The 14,836-nt window shown below is 73.6% G+C and carries 14 protein-coding genes and 1 pseudogene; 7 read left to right on the top strand and 8 right to left on the bottom strand.

Annotation, left to right across the window (positions count from 1 at the left end; translation table 11 throughout):
• Positions 1-241 precede the first annotated feature (241 nt).
• On the bottom strand, positions 242-763 hold the full coding sequence (locus tag C8054_RS27875) for a M48 family metallopeptidase (RefSeq protein WP_107162024.1): 522 nt from the start codon (positions 761-763) through the stop codon (positions 242-244).
• A 475-nt stretch (positions 764-1,238) separates the two neighbouring features.
• Here C8054_RS27875 and C8054_RS32390 point away from each other — a divergent pair, with 475 nt between their 5' ends.
• The 3 genes from C8054_RS32390 to C8054_RS27885 all read left to right on the top strand — a co-directional run bounded on the left by C8054_RS32390 (position 1,239) and on the right by C8054_RS27885 (position 4,056).
• Positions 1,239-1,406 (top strand): DUF5679 domain-containing protein, encoded by a 168-nt coding sequence (locus tag C8054_RS32390; RefSeq protein WP_007464795.1) that lies wholly within the window; start codon positions 1,239-1,241, stop codon positions 1,404-1,406.
• Between the two features lie 180 nt (positions 1,407-1,586).
• Positions 1,587-2,699, top strand: a complete 1,113-nt coding sequence (locus C8054_RS27880) for a TOMM precursor leader peptide-binding protein (RefSeq protein ID WP_107162026.1) — start codon at positions 1,587-1,589, stop codon at positions 2,697-2,699.
• 10 nt (positions 2,700-2,709) lie between these two features.
• Positions 2,710-4,056, top strand: coding sequence for an AarF/ABC1/UbiB kinase family protein (locus tag C8054_RS27885; RefSeq protein WP_107162028.1), 1,347 nt, complete (start codon positions 2,710-2,712; stop codon positions 4,054-4,056).
• Between the two features lie 308 nt (positions 4,057-4,364).
• Here C8054_RS27885 and C8054_RS27890 read toward each other — a convergent pair whose 3' ends face one another.
• The 3 genes and pseudogenes from C8054_RS27890 to C8054_RS27900 all read right to left on the bottom strand — a co-directional run bounded on the left by C8054_RS27890 (position 4,365) and on the right by C8054_RS27900 (position 7,401).
• Positions 4,365-4,730: a WhiB family transcriptional regulator gene (locus C8054_RS27890; RefSeq protein WP_107162030.1), complete on the bottom strand. Its 366-nt coding sequence runs from the start codon at positions 4,728-4,730 to the stop codon at positions 4,365-4,367.
• 128 nt (positions 4,731-4,858) lie between these two features.
• Positions 4,859-5,113: a hypothetical protein gene (locus C8054_RS27895; RefSeq protein ID WP_107162032.1), complete on the bottom strand. Its 255-nt coding sequence runs from the start codon at positions 5,111-5,113 to the stop codon at positions 4,859-4,861.
• Positions 5,114-5,237: 124 nt separating this feature from the next.
• Positions 5,238-7,401 (bottom strand): annotated as a pseudogene (locus C8054_RS27900) (ATP-dependent DNA helicase UvrD2).
• 91 nt (positions 7,402-7,492) lie between these two features.
• Between C8054_RS27900 and C8054_RS27905 the strand changes: the two are divergent.
• Positions 7,493-7,735 (top strand): mycoredoxin, encoded by a 243-nt coding sequence (locus tag C8054_RS27905; protein WP_107162036.1) that lies wholly within the window; start codon positions 7,493-7,495, stop codon positions 7,733-7,735.
• A gap of 61 nt (positions 7,736-7,796) precedes the next feature.
• Here the strand turns inward: C8054_RS27905 and C8054_RS27910 are convergent, their stop codons facing one another.
• The gene (locus C8054_RS27910; protein ID WP_233220217.1) at positions 7,797-9,065 is read right to left on the bottom strand and encodes an MFS transporter; all 1,269 of its coding nucleotides are present in this window, start codon (positions 9,063-9,065) and stop codon (positions 7,797-7,799) included.
• Between the two features lie 202 nt (positions 9,066-9,267).
• Between C8054_RS27910 and C8054_RS27915 the strand changes: the two genes are divergently transcribed.
• The 3 genes from C8054_RS27915 (at position 9,268) to C8054_RS27925 (ending at position 10,995) form a co-directional block, all read left to right on the top strand.
• Positions 9,268-10,239, top strand: a complete 972-nt coding sequence (locus C8054_RS27915) for a helix-turn-helix transcriptional regulator (RefSeq protein WP_107162040.1) — start codon at positions 9,268-9,270, stop codon at positions 10,237-10,239.
• Positions 10,240-10,301: 62 nt separating this feature from the next.
• Positions 10,302-10,529 carry a DUF397 domain-containing protein gene (locus C8054_RS27920; protein WP_107162043.1) on the top strand — a complete coding sequence of 76 codons (228 nt, stop codon included), beginning with the start codon at positions 10,302-10,304 and terminating at the stop codon, positions 10,527-10,529.
• Between the two features lie 196 nt (positions 10,530-10,725).
• Entirely contained in the window at positions 10,726-10,995 is a 270-nt protein-coding gene (locus tag C8054_RS27925; protein ID WP_107162045.1) for a hypothetical protein, read from the top strand.
• A 244-nt stretch (positions 10,996-11,239) separates the two neighbouring features.
• On the opposite strand, the gene nudC is transcribed toward C8054_RS27925, so the two are convergent.
• The 3 genes from nudC to C8054_RS27940 are packed head-to-tail and all read right to left on the bottom strand — an operon-like array spanning position 11,240 to position 14,831.
• Positions 11,240-12,187, bottom strand: coding sequence for an NAD(+) diphosphatase (gene nudC / locus C8054_RS27930; RefSeq protein WP_107162047.1), 948 nt, complete (start codon positions 12,185-12,187; stop codon positions 11,240-11,242).
• On the bottom strand, positions 12,184-13,524 hold the full coding sequence (locus C8054_RS27935; RefSeq protein ID WP_107162050.1) for a pitrilysin family protein: 1,341 nt from the start codon (positions 13,522-13,524) through the stop codon (positions 12,184-12,186). Before C8054_RS27935 ends, nudC begins: the two co-directional genes overlap by 4 nt.
• Complete coding sequence (locus C8054_RS27940; protein WP_107162052.1) at positions 13,521-14,831, bottom strand: pitrilysin family protein; 1,311 nt, start codon at positions 14,829-14,831, stop codon at positions 13,521-13,523. Before C8054_RS27940 ends, C8054_RS27935 begins: the two co-directional genes overlap by 4 nt.
• Between the last annotated feature and the right edge of the window lie 5 nt (positions 14,832-14,836).

Here is a 14,836-nt window from a genome sequence, read left to right on the forward strand (position 1 = left end):
ACGCGGCTACCAGCGTCCGACTAACCCACGACCTCACACGGACCAAGGAGCGACGACGTCAGCGAGCGACCGACACGATTTTCAGCCCGGAACGGGCCACCTCGCCAGAGGCGACAAGGACTAACCCCGCGTCCACCGCCGCACGCGACGCCGCTGGGGCGCACTTTCCCGGAAAGTGGGGCTATCCAGGCCCGGACAACCCCACTTTCCGTGAAACAGGGCGCGGAGCGGGCGGCGGGGGTCAGGGGAGGCCGGCGGTGGCGGCGACGCCTTCCAGGTAACCGCGGGCCCGTTCGGCGCGGGGATAGCGGGCGACCAGGGCCCAGAACTGCGCGTTGTGGCTGGGCACGATCAGGTGCGTCAGCTCGTGCAGCAGGACGTAGTCGATCACCCAGTCGGGCATGTCCTGGATCCGGTGGGAGATCCGGATGGTGCGGTCGGCCGGGGTGCAGGAACCCCAGCGGCCGTTCTGGTTGGTCACCCAGCGGACGCTCGCCGGCTCCGCGGCCGACCCGTGTTCCGGCAGGTAGAGGCCGATCAGGCGGGTGGCCCGGGCGAGCAGCTCGGCGTCCGAGCGGGCGAACCGGCCCTCCCGGGCGGCCAGCCGGGCCAGCATCCGGTCGACCCACTCGCTCTCCTCGGCCCGGGAGAACTGGTCGGGGATGAGCACGACGACGCGCTCCCCGTCCCGGTACGCGGACACCGTGCGTCGCCGGCGCTGGCTGCGCCGCACCTCGACGACGGGCTTCCGCGTCCCGGCCATTACCGGGCCGCGCAGCCTCGGTTGACTGTCACGAGGGAAAGCTAATGCGTACTGACCAGGGCTCCGCAAGAGTAAACAAGACGACACGCGCCCGGAAAATGGCGATTGGTTGTCAGGAGTCCTGAAAAATTTCTTTGCGACGGTAGGTGACCATCACCCGGCGGCCGTCGCTCACGTTAGGTGATCTACGACGGGCCGGCGACGGCGGGGCCGCCCGAAGGGGATCTGAGCGCATTTACCCGGCGTGTCCCCCCGAAACTCACTTATCAGACGTTACTCGACGTGCACACTCTCGTCGTCGACTTGCTCACAGAGTCGGCGTACAGCTGACATGGAACCGCCCAGACCTGGGTAGGGTCCGCCAACCAGTGATCAGGAGACTGATCACGGAGAACCCCCGGCGCCGGTCCACGCGTGGCCCGTCGCAGGGATAACCCGCCGGGACACCTCCGGCGGACGAGACGAGGAGGCTACCGTGGCCGACCAGGCCCAGACCTACAACGGTTACTGCGTCAAGTGCAAGGAGAAGCGGGACTTCGAGGGGCACGTGGAGGTCTCGAAGACCGGCATGAACATGGCCAAGGGCAAGTGCCCGGTGTGCGGCACAACAGTGAACCGCATCCTGGGCAAGGCGAAGGTCTGACCCGTCCGGGGTCGTCCGGGGGAGGGGTGGCCACGGCCGCCCCTCCCCCGTCGCGTATCCGACATCACTACCGGCGAGTTGTGGAAAACCGGCGCGCTCCTGTGGACAACGCTGGCTGCGGCACGCCGAGCCTGTGGACAACGAGCGACTGAGCGCACGGACACGGTCACCATTCGTGGCGTGACGCATCCAACTCCACTCCCCCGTCCCACGCTGCTGCCCGGCCTGACCAGGCTGTGGCGCGACCGGCGCACGCTCCAACTGGGCATGGAGCCCGGCCCGGCGGTGCTGGTCGAGGTGGCCACCCCCGGCACCACCCACCTGCTCGACCTGCTCGACGGCACCCGCAGCGAACGCGCCGTCCTGGCCGCCGCCACCGCCGCCCGGGTGCCGGCCGGCGAGGCGCGGGCCCTGCTCGACGCGCTCCGGGACGCCGGCCTGGTCGTACCCGCGCAGACGCTGCTCCCCCGCGACCTCACCGGGCCGGTCCGGGCCCGGTTGACCGCGGAGGCGGACGCCCTGGCCCTGGCCGCGCGCGACCTGCCCGGCACGCCGGCGCGGCTGCTGCGCCGCCGCCGGGCCGCCCGGGTGCTGGTGACCGGTGCGGGCCGGCTCGGCGCCGCGGTGGCCGTGGCGCTGGCCCAGGCCGGCGTGGGGCACGTCGTACCCGAGCTGTCCGGCTCGGTCCGCGCCGGCGACCTGGTCGGGACCGGCCTGACCGGCGCGGAGCTGGGTCGACCGCTGGCCGCGGCGGTGTGCGCGGCGCTGGGCCGCTGCGCGCCGGGCACGGCCACCGGGCCGCTGCGGGCCGGCCGCCCCGACCTGGTGGTGCAGCTCGGCGTCGGTCGGCCGGCCGAGGCGCTCGCCATCGGGTACGCGCACCGACGACAACCCCATCTCCTGCTCGACCTGCGCGGCGGCGTACCCGTGGTCGGGCCGCTGGTCCGCCCGCCCGCCGGTCCCTGCCTGCGCTGCCTCGACCTGCACCGCGCCGACCGCGACCCGGACTGGCCGGCGCTCGCCGCCCAGCTCGCGACCGACCGGGGCGAGCCGGGCTGCGCGGCCACCACCCGGCTCGCCGCGGTGGCGTTCGCGGCGGCCGAGGTGCTGGCCCAGCTCGACGGCGGCACCCCGGAGACGCTCGGCGCGGCGGTGGAGGTGCGGAGGGCCGGTCGTCTCCGGCACCGCCGGTGGCCCCCGCACCCCTCCTGCGGCTGCTGCGGGCGTCGCCCGATCCGGTCGGCCCTACCCGCTCCCGGGCGCACGGCAGCAGCGAGCCCCTCGCGTCGGTAACAATGGCCGGGTGACCGACATCCCGCGCCGCGCCGTGTCCCGCACCGCCAAGCTCGCCGCCCTGCCGCTCGGATTCGCCGGTCGAACCGTCCTGGGGATGGGCAAGCGGGTGACCGGCCTCGCGTCCGATGTCATCTCCGCCGAGATCCAGCAACGCACCGCCGAGCAGTTGTTCAGCGTCCTCGGGCAGCTCAAGGGCGGTGCGATGAAGTTCGGTCAGGCCCTGTCGGTCTTCGAGGCGGCGCTGCCCGAGGAGGTCGCCGCGCCCTACCGGCAGGCGCTCACCAAACTCCAGGAGGCCGCCCCGCCGCTGCCCGCGGCGACCGTGCACAAGGTGCTGGCCGAGCAGCTCGGGCCGGACTGGCGGGACCGGTTCGTCTCCTTCGACGACACCCCGGCCGCCGCGGCCAGCATCGGCCAGGTGCACCGGGCGGTCTGGCGCGACCCGGGTTACGGGCCGGACGGCGGCCCGCTGCACCGGGACGTGGCCGTGAAGATCCAGTACCCGGGCGCCGGCGAGGCCCTGCTCGCCGACCTCAAGCAGCTCTCCCGGCTGGGCGGCATGTTCCGGGCCATCCAGCCGGGCCTGGACGTCAAGCCGCTCCTGGCCGAGCTGCGCGAGCGGATCACCGAGGAGCTGGACTACGAGCTGGAGGCCGAGTCGCAGCGGGCGTTCGCCGCCGCGTACGCGGACGACCCGGACATCTTCATCCCGGAGGTGCTCGACGCCGCACCCCGGGTGCTGATCACCGAGTGGGTGGAGGGCATCCCGCTGTCCACGATCATCCGGGAGGGCACCGAGGAGCAGCGGAACGAGGCCGGGCGGCTGATGGCCGAGCTGCACCTCTCCGCGCCGGAGCGGGCCGGGCTGCTGCACGCCGACCCGCACCCGGGCAACTTCCGGTTGCTGCCCGACGGCCGGCTCGGTGTGATCGACTTCGGCGCGGTGGCCCGGATGCCGGAGGGCACGCCCGAGCCGATCGGCCGGATCGCCGCGCTGGCGCTGCGCGGGGACGCCGCCGGCGTGGTGGACGGGCTGCGCGACGAGGGCTTCGTCAGCCGGACCGAGCCGATCGACGCCCAGGGGGTGCTCGACTTCCTCCGCCCGATGCTGGAGCCGATCGCCGCCGACGAGTTCCGCTTCACCCGGGCCTGGCTGCGGGGCGAGGCAGGCCGGCTGGCCAGCCCTCGCTCCCCCGCGTACCAGCTCAGCCGGCAGCTCAACCTGCCGCCGTCGTACCTGATGATCCATCGGGTGACGCTGGGGTCGATCGGGGTGCTCTGCCAGTTGGAGGCGAAGGCGTCCTACCGGGCCATCCTGGAACGCTGGCTGCCCGGCTTCGCGGCGGTGGCCTGACGGACGCGGATACGCCGAAGGGGCGGTGACCATCGGGTCACCGCCCCTTCCTCAGGTGTTCGATCTAGAGAACGCCCAGGTCGCGAGCCGACTGGCCGCGACTCCGCATGGCGACGGTACGGGCGGAACGGGTTGCCTCAGTGCTCGTGGTGGTGCGACCGGCCTGAGGCCGGCGCATTCGAGCCCTCGACAACGCTTCGTGGAGTAGTTGCATCTCGGTTCCGTTCGGCAGGTGCAGCACTGGTTTCTCTCTCTCGTTCGGCCGGTGGAGGGACACCGGCGTCGGTCGGCTTCGGAACGTAGGTGTGTCAGGCTGCCAGCCGGACGGCGCTACGCGACTCGGACAGCCCGCTGGCCGCCAGTCGCGCCTCCGCCTCGACCCGGAGCTGGGCGTCGCGGGCGAGGTCCTCCTTACGCGGACGGCCACGGGGCCGCTTGCGCGGGACGACCGCGCCACGCTCGAAGATCTCGCCGCCCCAGACGCCCCAGGGCTCGGCCCGCTCGACCGCCCCGGCCAGGCACTCGACGCGCAGCGGGCAGTCCCCGCAGAGTGACTTGGCCAGTTCGAGTTCGGCGGGCTGGTCGGAGAACCACAGGTCGGGGTCGAACTTCCGGCAGGGCAGGTTCGCCTCCACCTCGACGCTCACGTCGAGTGGGGCCAACGCCAGACTCATCCTCCGGTCACCTCTCTCTCACTTCGATCTCGTGGATCGCATTCGGTACTTCGGCGGGGCAAAAAACTGAGGCCGCGGATCCCGGTAGCGGGTTCCGCGGCCTCGAGGTGAGCCGGTGGTCTGATGGATCAGACCGGTCTACCTCGAGGTGGAACGCCGCGGACATCGGTGCGCTTCTTGCCGCCATCGATGCCCATGCCCGTGAAGCCACTGGTCCCCTCGACTCCGCGCAGCGGTGCAACGGTCAGGTTCAGCTCGGCCTGAACCTGGGCCTGGTGCACCTGCGGAGCCGACGGTCGAGCGGCGAGGGCCACCCGGACGGCCGACAGCGGAGCGCAGGCAGCTGGCATCGCCGCCGGACGCTCATAGGTGTAAATCTCCATTGGTGCCACCTCCCTGACTTTCCTCGTGCCGACCATGGACTCATCCCCCGTGAGCAGCCAGAACGGCGCCGCTCGCGTGGTGTGTCCTGAGGCTATTCCTCGCCCTCGGGGGAGGGCAAACGATTTACGGACTGATTTCCAAAGTTTTCTGCGGGCAGAACGTCGTCCACGGTGGCGCCGGCCACCAGGGCCAGCACCGGGTCGCCGTACAGCCCCACCTTCCGGGGCCCGATGCCGGCGATCGCGACCAGTTCCTCGGTGCGTCCCGGCTTCCGCTCCGCCAGCGCGGTGAGCGTGGCGTCGGTGAAGACCACGTAGGCCGGCACCCGCTGCGCGCCGGCCACCCGCTGCCGCCAGTCGCGCAGCCGCTCGTACAGCTCCTCGTCCAGGTCCGACGGGCAGGTGGGGCAGCGGCCCAGCTTGCGGTCGGCGCCGGCGAGCAGCGTGGCGCCGCAGATCCGGCAGGAGACCACCTGCGGTCGTCGCCGCTCGGCCCGCCGCGCCGGGCTGCCGGCGCCGGCCCGCTCACCGCCGCCCGAGCGGTCGAGCTGCGGCAGGAAACGGGACGGCCGCCGGGCCCGGCCGCCGGGCGAGCGCGCCGCCGCGTACGACAGCCAGAGCCACTCCCGGGCCCGGGTGATGCCCACGTAGAGCAGCCGCCGCTCCTCCTCGACCTGCTCGGGCGTCTTCGCGTACGTGGTGGGCAGCGTGCCCTCGGCCAGCCCGACCAGGAACACCGCGTCCCACTCCAGGCCCTTCGCCGAGTGCAGCGAGGCCAGCGTCACGCCGTCCACGGTGGGTACGTGCTGCTGGGCGGCCCGCCGGGCCAGCTCCTCGGTGAAGCCGGCCAGCGTCACCTGACGTTCGACAGTGGCGGCCTCCCCGATCGGCAGCACCTCGGGCGTGGCCGCGTACTCCTCGGCGAGTTGGAGCAGCGCGGCGAGCGCCTCCCAGCGCTCGCGGGCGGCGCCGCCGGCCGGCGGCGCGTCGGGTGCCCAGCCGACCGCGGCGAGCCCTTCCACCACGGCGGCCGGCAGCGGCGTCTCCCCGGGGATGGACCGGGTGGCGGCGCGCAGCGCGATCATCGCCTGCCGCACCTCGGGCCGCTCGAAGAACCGCTCCGCGCCCTGGAGCACGTACGGCACCTCGGCCTCGGAGAGCGCCTTCTCGTACGCCTCGGACTGCGCGTTGGTGCGGAACAGCACCGCGATCTCGCGGGCCGGGGTGCCGCCGGCCACCAGCGCCCGGCAGCGGGCCGCGACGGCGGTGGCCTCGGCCGGCTCATCGGTGAAGATCCGCAGTTCCGGCTCGGGGCCGGACCGGCGCTGGCCGTGCAGCTCCAACCGCAGCCGCGCCTCGGCGCCCCGGGCCTGCGAGATCACCGCGTTGGCCAGGCCCACCACCTGCGGGGTGGAGCGGTAGTCACGGACCAGCCGCACCACCGTCGCGCCCCGGTGGTGGCGGGGGAAGTCGACCAGGTACGACGAGGTCGCGCCGGTGAACGAGTAGATCGTCTGGCTGGCGTCGCCGACCACGGTGAGGTCGTCGCGCCCGCCGAGCCAGACGTCCAGCAGCCGCTGCTGGAGCGGGTTGACGTCCTGGTACTCGTCGACCACGAAGTGGCGGTACTGGCTGCGCACCTGCTCGGCCACGTCCGGGTGCTCCTCGATCCCCCAGACCGCGGCGCGCAGCATGTCCTCGAAGTCGATCACCCCGTTGCCGCGCTTGAGCCGCTCGTACGCGACGAACACCTCCGCCACCCGCGCCGGCTCGTACGGCGTCTCGCGCCGCGCCTTGGCCGCCGCGACCACGTATTCGTCCGGCTCGACCAGGGAGGACTTGGCCCACTCGATCTCGGCGGCGAGGTCCCGCGCGGCGGTCCGGTCGGTGCGCAGACCCAGCTTGGCGGCGGCCAGCGTGACCACCCGCACCTTGCTGTCCAGCAGCTCCGGCATGGCCCGCCCGGCCAGCAGCCGGGGGGCGAAGTAGCGGACCTGGCGCAGCGCCGCCGCGTGGAACGTGCGCGCCTGGACCCCCTGCACCCCGAGCACGCCGAGCCGGCTGCGCATCTCCGCCGCCGCGCGGGCGGTGAACGTGACCGCCAGCACGTGCCGGGAAGCGATGTCGCCGGAGAGCGCCCGGTAGGCGATCCGCGACGTCACCGCCCGGGTCTTGCCGGTGCCGGCGCCGGCCAGGATGCAGACCGGGCCGGCCGGGGCGGTCACCGCCGACCGTTGCTCCGGATCGAGCCCGGCCAGCACCCGTTCCGCCGTTGAGTGAACCCCCACGACAGGGAATCATCCCAGCCCCGTCCGACGTTGCAGCGATTAGCCTGGCCTGATCGGACCGGGCGCGGGCCCACTCTTGGAGGACCAGACCATGTTGACGATGTATTCCACCCCGTGGTGCGGCTACTGCCACCGGCTGAAGTCGCAGCTCGACCGGGAGGGCATCGCGTACGAGGTGGTCGACATCGAGCAGAACCCGACGGCCGCGGAGTTCGTGATGGGCGTCAACGGCGGCAACCAGACCGTGCCGACGCTGCGCTTCGCCGACGGCAGCGCCCTGACCAACCCCTCGATCAACCAGGTCAAGCAGCACCTCGCCGCCCTGCCCGGCTGACCTGCCCGCACCCGCGCCGGTCGGCCGTACCCGGATTCCGGGTGCGGCCGACCGGCGTCGGTCACGGCGTCCGGCGCCGGCGGCTGGCGGCGAGCAGCTCGTCGTCGAGCGGCCGGCGGGGCGTCGGGACGCGGGCCGGGCCGGCCGTCCCCGGCGGGGTGAGGCGACGGCCCCGCCAGAGGTAGAGTCCGCCGCCCGTGGTGACGATTCCGACCAGCACGAACAGCAGCCGGTAGTCGAAGACGCCGACGAGCAGCGCGCCGGTGCCGATGGAGACCGCCTGCGGCCCGCTGACCAGCGCCCGGGACGCGGCGGTGACCCGGCCCAGCAGCCCCGGCGGGGTCCGTCGTTGGACCAGCGTGTGCAACCCCACCATGGTCAGCGGCAGCGAGACGCCGGCCAGCAGCAGCGCCACCACCCCGAGCCAGAGCCGGGGGTACGCCAGCGCCAGCGCGGCCGGGCCGAAGAACGTCACGCCGGTGGCCAGCGCGCCCAGCTCGCCGAGCCGGCGGACCACGGGGGCGGAGAGCAGTCCGCCGACCAGACCGCCCACCCCCTGCACCATGATCAGCACACCGACGAACGCGGCGTCGCGGTGCAGGCCCAGGTCGACGTACGCGAAGATCAGCGACTCGGTGAAGCCCATCACCAGCGAGGCGACGCCGTAGCCGACCAGGGCCCGGCGCAGCGCCGCCTCCCGGGCCAGGTGACGCAGCCCGGCGCCCAGTCCGGCCGGCCAGCGGCTCCCGGGCCCGGTCGGCGTGCTCTCCTGCGCCCGGAGCAGCCCGACCACGGCGGCGGCGACCAGGAAACCGGCCATGGCCAGGAGCACCAGCAGCCAGCCACCGACGGCGGCGTAGATGCCGGCCCCGGCGAGCGGCCCGACCAGCCGCAGCCCCTGCCGGACGGTCTGCAGGGCGCCGTTCGCGTCGGCCAGCAGGTCGGCCGGCACCAGGTGCCGGATCAGCCCGTTGAGCACGGCGGTCAGCGTGATCGAGGAGAGGCCGTAGAGCGCCGCGACCAGGTAGATCACCCACACGTCCCCGCGGTCGCGGACGGTGAGCAGCGGGCCGAGGAGCACGACGGCGAGCAGGTTGGCGGCGATGAAGAAGGGCCGGCGGCGGTAGCGGTCGACCACCCAGCCGACCAGCGGGGCGAGCGCCATCGGCGCGATCACGGCGAAGAGGGTGGCTCCGGCCATGCTGTCCGAGCCGGTCAGGTCCTTCACCCAGACGGCGAGCGCGAGCAGCAGGATCGACTCCGCCGCGAGGCTCGCCACCATCGCGGCGAAGAGCAGGCGGAAGTCGGGGCGGCGCAGGACGGTGCGCATCGGTTTCCCTCCGGCAGGTGCGCCCGCGGGCGCGTCGGGGCGGGCGCCGGCGAAGGCGCTCTCCACAGTCCTCTTTTTGTCTCTCGTGACACGCCCTCGCCGGACCTGCCGACACCGGTCGCGCCGTCCATACTGACCGTGGGGGGCGAATTCCATACAGTTACCGTCGCGTCTCGCGACGGTCGACGGGAAAGAGGACGCCGTGCCTCCTGCCGCACCAGGCCCGTTTCTGCGCCGCCGCCGCCTCGGCATCGAGCTGCGCCGGCTCCGCGAACAGGCCGGTCTCACCGGTGACCAGGTCATCGAGGGGATCGGTTGGGCCTCCGCCTCCAAACTGTCCCGCCTGGAGAACGGCCGCAGCCGGCCCGACCCGGACGACGTGGACGCGCTGCTCACGCTCTACGGCGTCGCCGCCGGGCTGCGCGCGGAGCTGACCGGGATCGCCCACGAGGCCGGCGACATGCGCGGCTGGCTGCGCAACTTCCCGGTGATGACCCAGCAGCAGCGCGCCTTCGCCGAACTGGAGGCGGGCTGCGCGGAGATCTCCGAGTACAACCCGGTGCTGGTGCCGGGGCTGTTGCAGACCCCCGGCTACGCCCGGCACCGGATCCTGTCCGCGGCCCGGGTGGCCGAGGAGGCGGGCGATCCGGAGTCGGAGAATCCGGAGGCCGAGGTGGGTGCCCGGCAGGCCCGCCAGTCGCTGCTGGCCCACGTGCCGCGGTACACCGCGGTGCTGGAGGAGGCCGCGCTGGACCGGCGCGCCGGCCCGCCGGACGTGCTGCGGGACCAGCTCGTCCACCTGTGCGAGCTGGCCGACATGCCGAACGTGGAGCTGCGCCTGCTGCTCCGGGACGCCCGGGTCGGCGACTGGTACGTCCCGCCGACCGCGTTCTCGCTCTACCGGTTCGCCGACCCGCTCGATCCGGAGACGCTGGCCATCGAAAGTGGGTTCACCGACGTCATGTCGACCGAGGTGAACACCCTAAATCGCTATAAAGTGGTGTTCGAGTGGCTGGGCAAGTCGGCACTCTCCGCATCGGACACCCTCTCCTGGCTGACCGAGGCGACCGGACGGCCGACCGGCACGGCTGTCGAGTCCACCGCGGCGTACGGGCCGGCAACGGCGCCGACCCAACGCCGCCGTGACTCGGGGCGCCTCACGTCGGAACGGTGATCCCCGCGCCGACGTCGGCGTCGCTCGTCCCCATCGGAGCACCTCACCAGGAGCAGGACACCATGAACCAGATCCACACCAGCACGACCTCCCTCGCCGGCGCCGCCTGGCGCAAGAGCACCCGCAGCCAGACCTCGAACTGCGTGGAGGTCGCGCCGCTCGGCACCGGGCCGGCGACCATGGCGTTGCGGGACAGCAAGGACCCGAGCGGGCCGGTGCTGCTGTTCAACCGGGCCGGCTGGCTCGGCTTCATCGCCGGCGCGAAGAACGGCCAGTTCGACCTGAACTGATCCGGCGAGGGCCCGGGGGCCGTCGGCGTCACGCCGGCGGCCCCTCGCACATCCACCCCGGACAACCGTCCTGACCTGCCATCCTCCGAACGGTCGAGCCGCCTCGTTTCACTTGCTGGGACGACCTGCCGGCGTACGATGTCGCTTGAGTGACGTGGAAGTTCCACCGCGTATCCGTCCACTTCCGGGGGACACCATGCGGTTCCTGATCGTCCGCACCGAGATCCGCAGCGTCGGCGACGCCGACATCGCCGCCGCCTGGGCCGGCGGGGGACGGCTGCGGGACGAGACCCGTGCGCCGGAACCACGTCGTCAGGTCGTGCACGCCGAGAACCGGGACGCCGCCCTCCTGCTCGCCCGCGCCCTGTCCGCCGTCGGAGCGGTCCGCGCCGGCCGGCACCGGGTCAAGGTGCTGCCCATCGAGGAGCCCACCCCCGGCCGCCCGTACCGGTGGGACGGCGGATGACCGACCGCTGCTGACGTCCGTCGTGGCCGGACCGGCTCCCCCGCCGTGCTCCACGCCTCACCCGGCCACGACGGCCCGTGTTCCCGGCCCCGGACCGCCGCGGCAACGACGGTCCCGGGCCGGGACCGCGTAAGGAGGGGCCCCCGCTTAACGCCTACGGCATAGGCGGGGCCCCTTATTAACGCCCCGGCTCGGGTTGCGGCTCGCTGCGGCGGGGACAAGTGTCCGGGCCCGGCCGCCCCGGTCAGCAGTGGCCGTCGAGCCAGCGGTGCACCAGGAACAACGCGATCGACGACGGTGGGGGCAGCAGCAGGCGGTCCCCGCCGTCCACCCGGACCGGCTCGCCGGCCAGCGCGGCGCCGATCTCCCGGCGGCTGAACCACCGCGCGTCCGCGATCTCGGTCGGGTCGACCCGGATCGGCTCGTGGACGTCGGCCCGGGCCAGGAAGCCGAGCATCAGTGAGCCGGGGAACGGCCAGGCCTGGCTGGACACGTACGCGATCTCCCCGACCGCGACGCCGACCTCCTCGCGGACCTCGCGCAGCACGGCGGCCTCGGCCGACTCGCCGGGCTCGACGTAACCGGCCAGGCAGGAGTAGCGGCGTCGGCCCGGGGTGCTCGGCCAGGCCGCGTTGTTGCCCAGCAGACAGCGGCCCTCCGGGCCGTCCACCCCGTCGTGCACCAGCACGATCATGGCGGGATCGGTACGCGGCCAGGTCCGGTGGCCACCCGGGTCGACCCGGGACCAGCCGGCCTCGTCGACCTGCGTCGGCTGCCCGGTGGACGCCGAGTAGCCGTGCCGCAGGTGCCAGTTGAGCAGCGCCAACGCGGTGGTGAACAGGCCGGCGTCCCGGTCGGTCATCAGGTGGCCGACCTCACGCAGGTGCGCCCGGCGGGTGCCGGGCAGCGCGGGCAACGGGCTGTCCACCGCGAACACCGGCACCCCGTCCGGCTCCACACCGAGGAACATCGGCACCGAGCGGGGCACCTCGGACAGCTCACCGGCGCCGACCAGGACCAGCTCCGGCGGGGCCGTCTCGCCGCGGACCAGGGCGCGGCCCTCGTCGGTCGAGTCCAGCACCAGCACCCGGGCCTGCTCCCACGCCTCGGCCAGCCAGGCCGGGTCGGTACGTCGGTGCGCGGCGCGGTCCACCGTGGACCGGGCCAGCGGCGGCGCCGGCTCGCCGCTCACGTGGATGCGCCCTCCGTGCGCACCGGGCCGAGCGCGGCGAGCGAGTCGGCCACCCGGGCCGCGTCGCCGAGCACCACGGTGACCGCCTTCGCCGGGGCGAGGTACCGGGCCGCCACCTCGGCGACGTCGTCCACGGTCGCGGCGGCCAGCCGGGCGGCGTGCTCGGCGAGGAAGTCCAGCCGCAGCCCGTTGCCGGCGTACGCGCTGGTCAGCGACGCGAGGCCGGCCTGGGTGGACATGCCGAGCTGGAGCGTGCCGAGCGCGTACTGGCGGGCCTGCTCCAGCTCGTCCGGCTTCGGCGGCACGGTCGCCAGCCGGCCCAGCTCGTAGCTGGTCTCCAGCAGCGCGGGCGCGGTCACCTCGGTGGCCACCTCGGCGCCGGCCACCAGCACCGACCCGGCCACCGAGTGCTCCACCACGGAGTGCGGCCCGTACGTGTAGCCCTTGTCCTCCCGGATGTTCTCCACCCAGCGGGACGAGAAGTAGCCGCCGAAGAGCAGGTTGGCCAGTTGCAACGCGGCGTGGTCGGGGTGGGTGCGGGGCACCGCCGGCAGCGCGAGGCGCAGCGAGGACTGCACCGAGCCGGGCCGGTCGACGAGCAGCAGCGGGCCGGGCTCCAGCGGCGGCGCGGGCGGCAGCTCGGCGACGTGGCCGTCGCCCCGCCAGCCGGCGAGTGCCGCCTCGGCCGCGTCCAGCGCCCGCGCCGGCTGCACGTCGCCGACCAGCACCAGCACCGCCCCGGCCGGGTGCACCCGCTCGGCGTGCAGCCGACGCAGCGCGGCCGGGCGGACCGCCCGGACCTGGTCGGGCTCGGGCGTCTGCGTCGCGTACGGGTGGCGGCCGTAGACGCGCGTGAGCAGCGCGGTCCGGGCCAGGTGGGACGGCTGGCTCTGGGCGACCTGGATCCGGTCGACGAGACGGTCCCGCTCGGTGGCCACCCAGTCGGCCGGGTAGCTGGCGCCGGTGAGCACTTCGGCGAGCAGCTCCAGCATCCGGTCCAGCCCGGTCACCAGGCCGGCGCCGGAGAGCATCAGCCGGTCCGGGTCGACGCCGGCGGAGAGCCCGCCGCCGACCTTCTGGAGTTCGGCGGCGATCTCGGTGGCGCTGTGCGCCTCGGTGCCGGCCAGCACGGTCTGCGCCAGCATCGCGCCGCGGGCCAGGTGGGCCCGCCCGAACGGCATCCAGAGCCGCAGCTCGACCAGGGGTACTGCGGGTCGGCGTACCGCGATCACGGTGAGGCCGTTGCCGAGCGTGCGTTCCGCCTGCTTCGGCACGGTGAGCCGCCGGTTCGGGCCGAGCGCCGGCAGCGGACGGACGGTGGTGGTGGTGGTGGTCATTTGGCACCTCCGGCCACGACCTCGACGGATGCGCGACGCTCGGGTCGCAGCGTGGCGGCGGCGGCGCGGACCTGCTCCTCGGTGACCGCGCCGACCAGTCGGGGCAGTTCGTTGAGCAGCCCCGGTTCGCCGCGTTGCTGCTCCAGCACGGCCATCCGCAGCGCGCGGCCGAGCACCGCGTCGGTGTCGCGCAGCAGGTGGGTGGCCATCCGGGCCTGGGTACGCGCCAGCTCCCCGTCGGTCAGCCCGTCGGTGGCCAGCCGGTCCAGCTCCTCGTCGATCGTGCGCAGCACCTTGTCCACGTCGCCGCCGGGCGGCAGGTGGGCCTGGAGCAGCAGCGCGGTGGGGTCGCGGACGTCGAACGGGTCGCCCATGAAGCTGAGGTAGCCGCCCAGGCCGGTGACCGTGCGGTCGCGCTGCACCAGCCGCTCGACCAGCCGGGACGCGTCGCCGTCGGTGAGCACCTCGGCGAGCACCACGAAGGGCAGGTAGCCGGCGAAGTCGGTGATCGGGTCGGGCACCCGCCAGGCGCTCGCCACCGCCGGCAGCGGGGCCAGCGCGTCGGTGTACGTGCTGCGCCGCTCGGTGGTCAGGTCGGGCTCGGCGAAGTCGGGCCGCTCCGGCGCGGGGCGGGCCGGCACGTCGCCGAAGTGCCGCTCGATCAGCGCGGTCGCCTCGGCCACGTCGATGTCGCCGCTGACCGCCAGCACCGCGTTACCGCTGGCGTAGTAGTGCCGGAAGAAGTCGGCGGCGTCGGCCACCGTCGCGGACTCCAGGTCGTCGAAGGAGCCGTAGCCGTCGTGCGCGTTCGGGAACGTGTCGAACATCACCGGCGGCAGCGTCAGCCAGGGGAACCCGCCGTACGGCCGGTTGAGCACATTGACCCGGATCTCCTCCTTGACCACGTCGACCTGGTTGCGCAGGTTCTCCTCGGTGAGCCGGGGGCCGCGCATGCGGTCCGCCTCCAGGAAGAGCGCCCGCTCCAGCGCGTTGCTCGGCAGCGTCTCGAAGTAGTCGGTGTAGTCGAAGTGGGTGGAGCCGTTGAACGTGCCGCCGGCGCCCTGCACGTGCCGGAAGTGCGCGAGTTTCTCCAGGTTCTCCGAGCCCTGGAACATCAGGTGCTCGAAGAGGTGGGCGAAGCCGGTGCGCCCCTGCGGCTCGGAGCGGATGCCGACGTCGTAGACCACCGCCACCCCGATCACCGGGGCGCTGCGGTCCGGGGTGAGCACCACCCGTAGGCCGTTGTCGAGGGCGAACCGCTCGACCGGGTATTTCGTCGCTGGGATCTTCGCTCTCCTGGTCGGCACGAGAT

Source organism: Micromonospora sp. RP3T, assembly GCF_003027925.1.
Lineage (GTDB): Bacteria > Actinomycetota > Actinomycetes > Mycobacteriales > Micromonosporaceae > Micromonospora.

Excerpts from the sequence above, each read along its gene's own strand:
- C8054_RS27890 (WP_107162030.1), bottom strand. The coding sequence starts at position 4,730 with ATGAGTCTGGCGTTGGCCCCACTCGACGTGAGCGTCGAGGTGGAGGCG.
- C8054_RS27905 (WP_107162036.1), top strand. The coding sequence starts at position 7,493 with ATGTTGACGATGTATTCCACCCCGTGGTGCGGCTACTGCCACCGGCTG.
- C8054_RS27895 (WP_107162032.1), bottom strand. The coding sequence starts at position 5,113 with ATGGAGATTTACACCTATGAGCGTCCGGCGGCGATGCCAGCTGCCTGC.
- C8054_RS27935 (WP_107162050.1), bottom strand. The coding sequence starts at position 13,524 with ATGACCACCACCACCACCACCGTCCGTCCGCTGCCGGCGCTCGGCCCG.
- C8054_RS27910 (WP_233220217.1), bottom strand. The coding sequence starts at position 9,065 with ATGCGCACCGTCCTGCGCCGCCCCGACTTCCGCCTGCTCTTCGCCGCG.
- C8054_RS27920 (WP_107162043.1), top strand. The coding sequence starts at position 10,302 with ATGAACCAGATCCACACCAGCACGACCTCCCTCGCCGGCGCCGCCTGG.
- C8054_RS27875 (WP_107162024.1), bottom strand. The coding sequence starts at position 763 with ATGGCCGGGACGCGGAAGCCCGTCGTCGAGGTGCGGCGCAGCCAGCGC.
- C8054_RS27925 (WP_107162045.1), top strand. The coding sequence starts at position 10,726 with ATGCGGTTCCTGATCGTCCGCACCGAGATCCGCAGCGTCGGCGACGCC.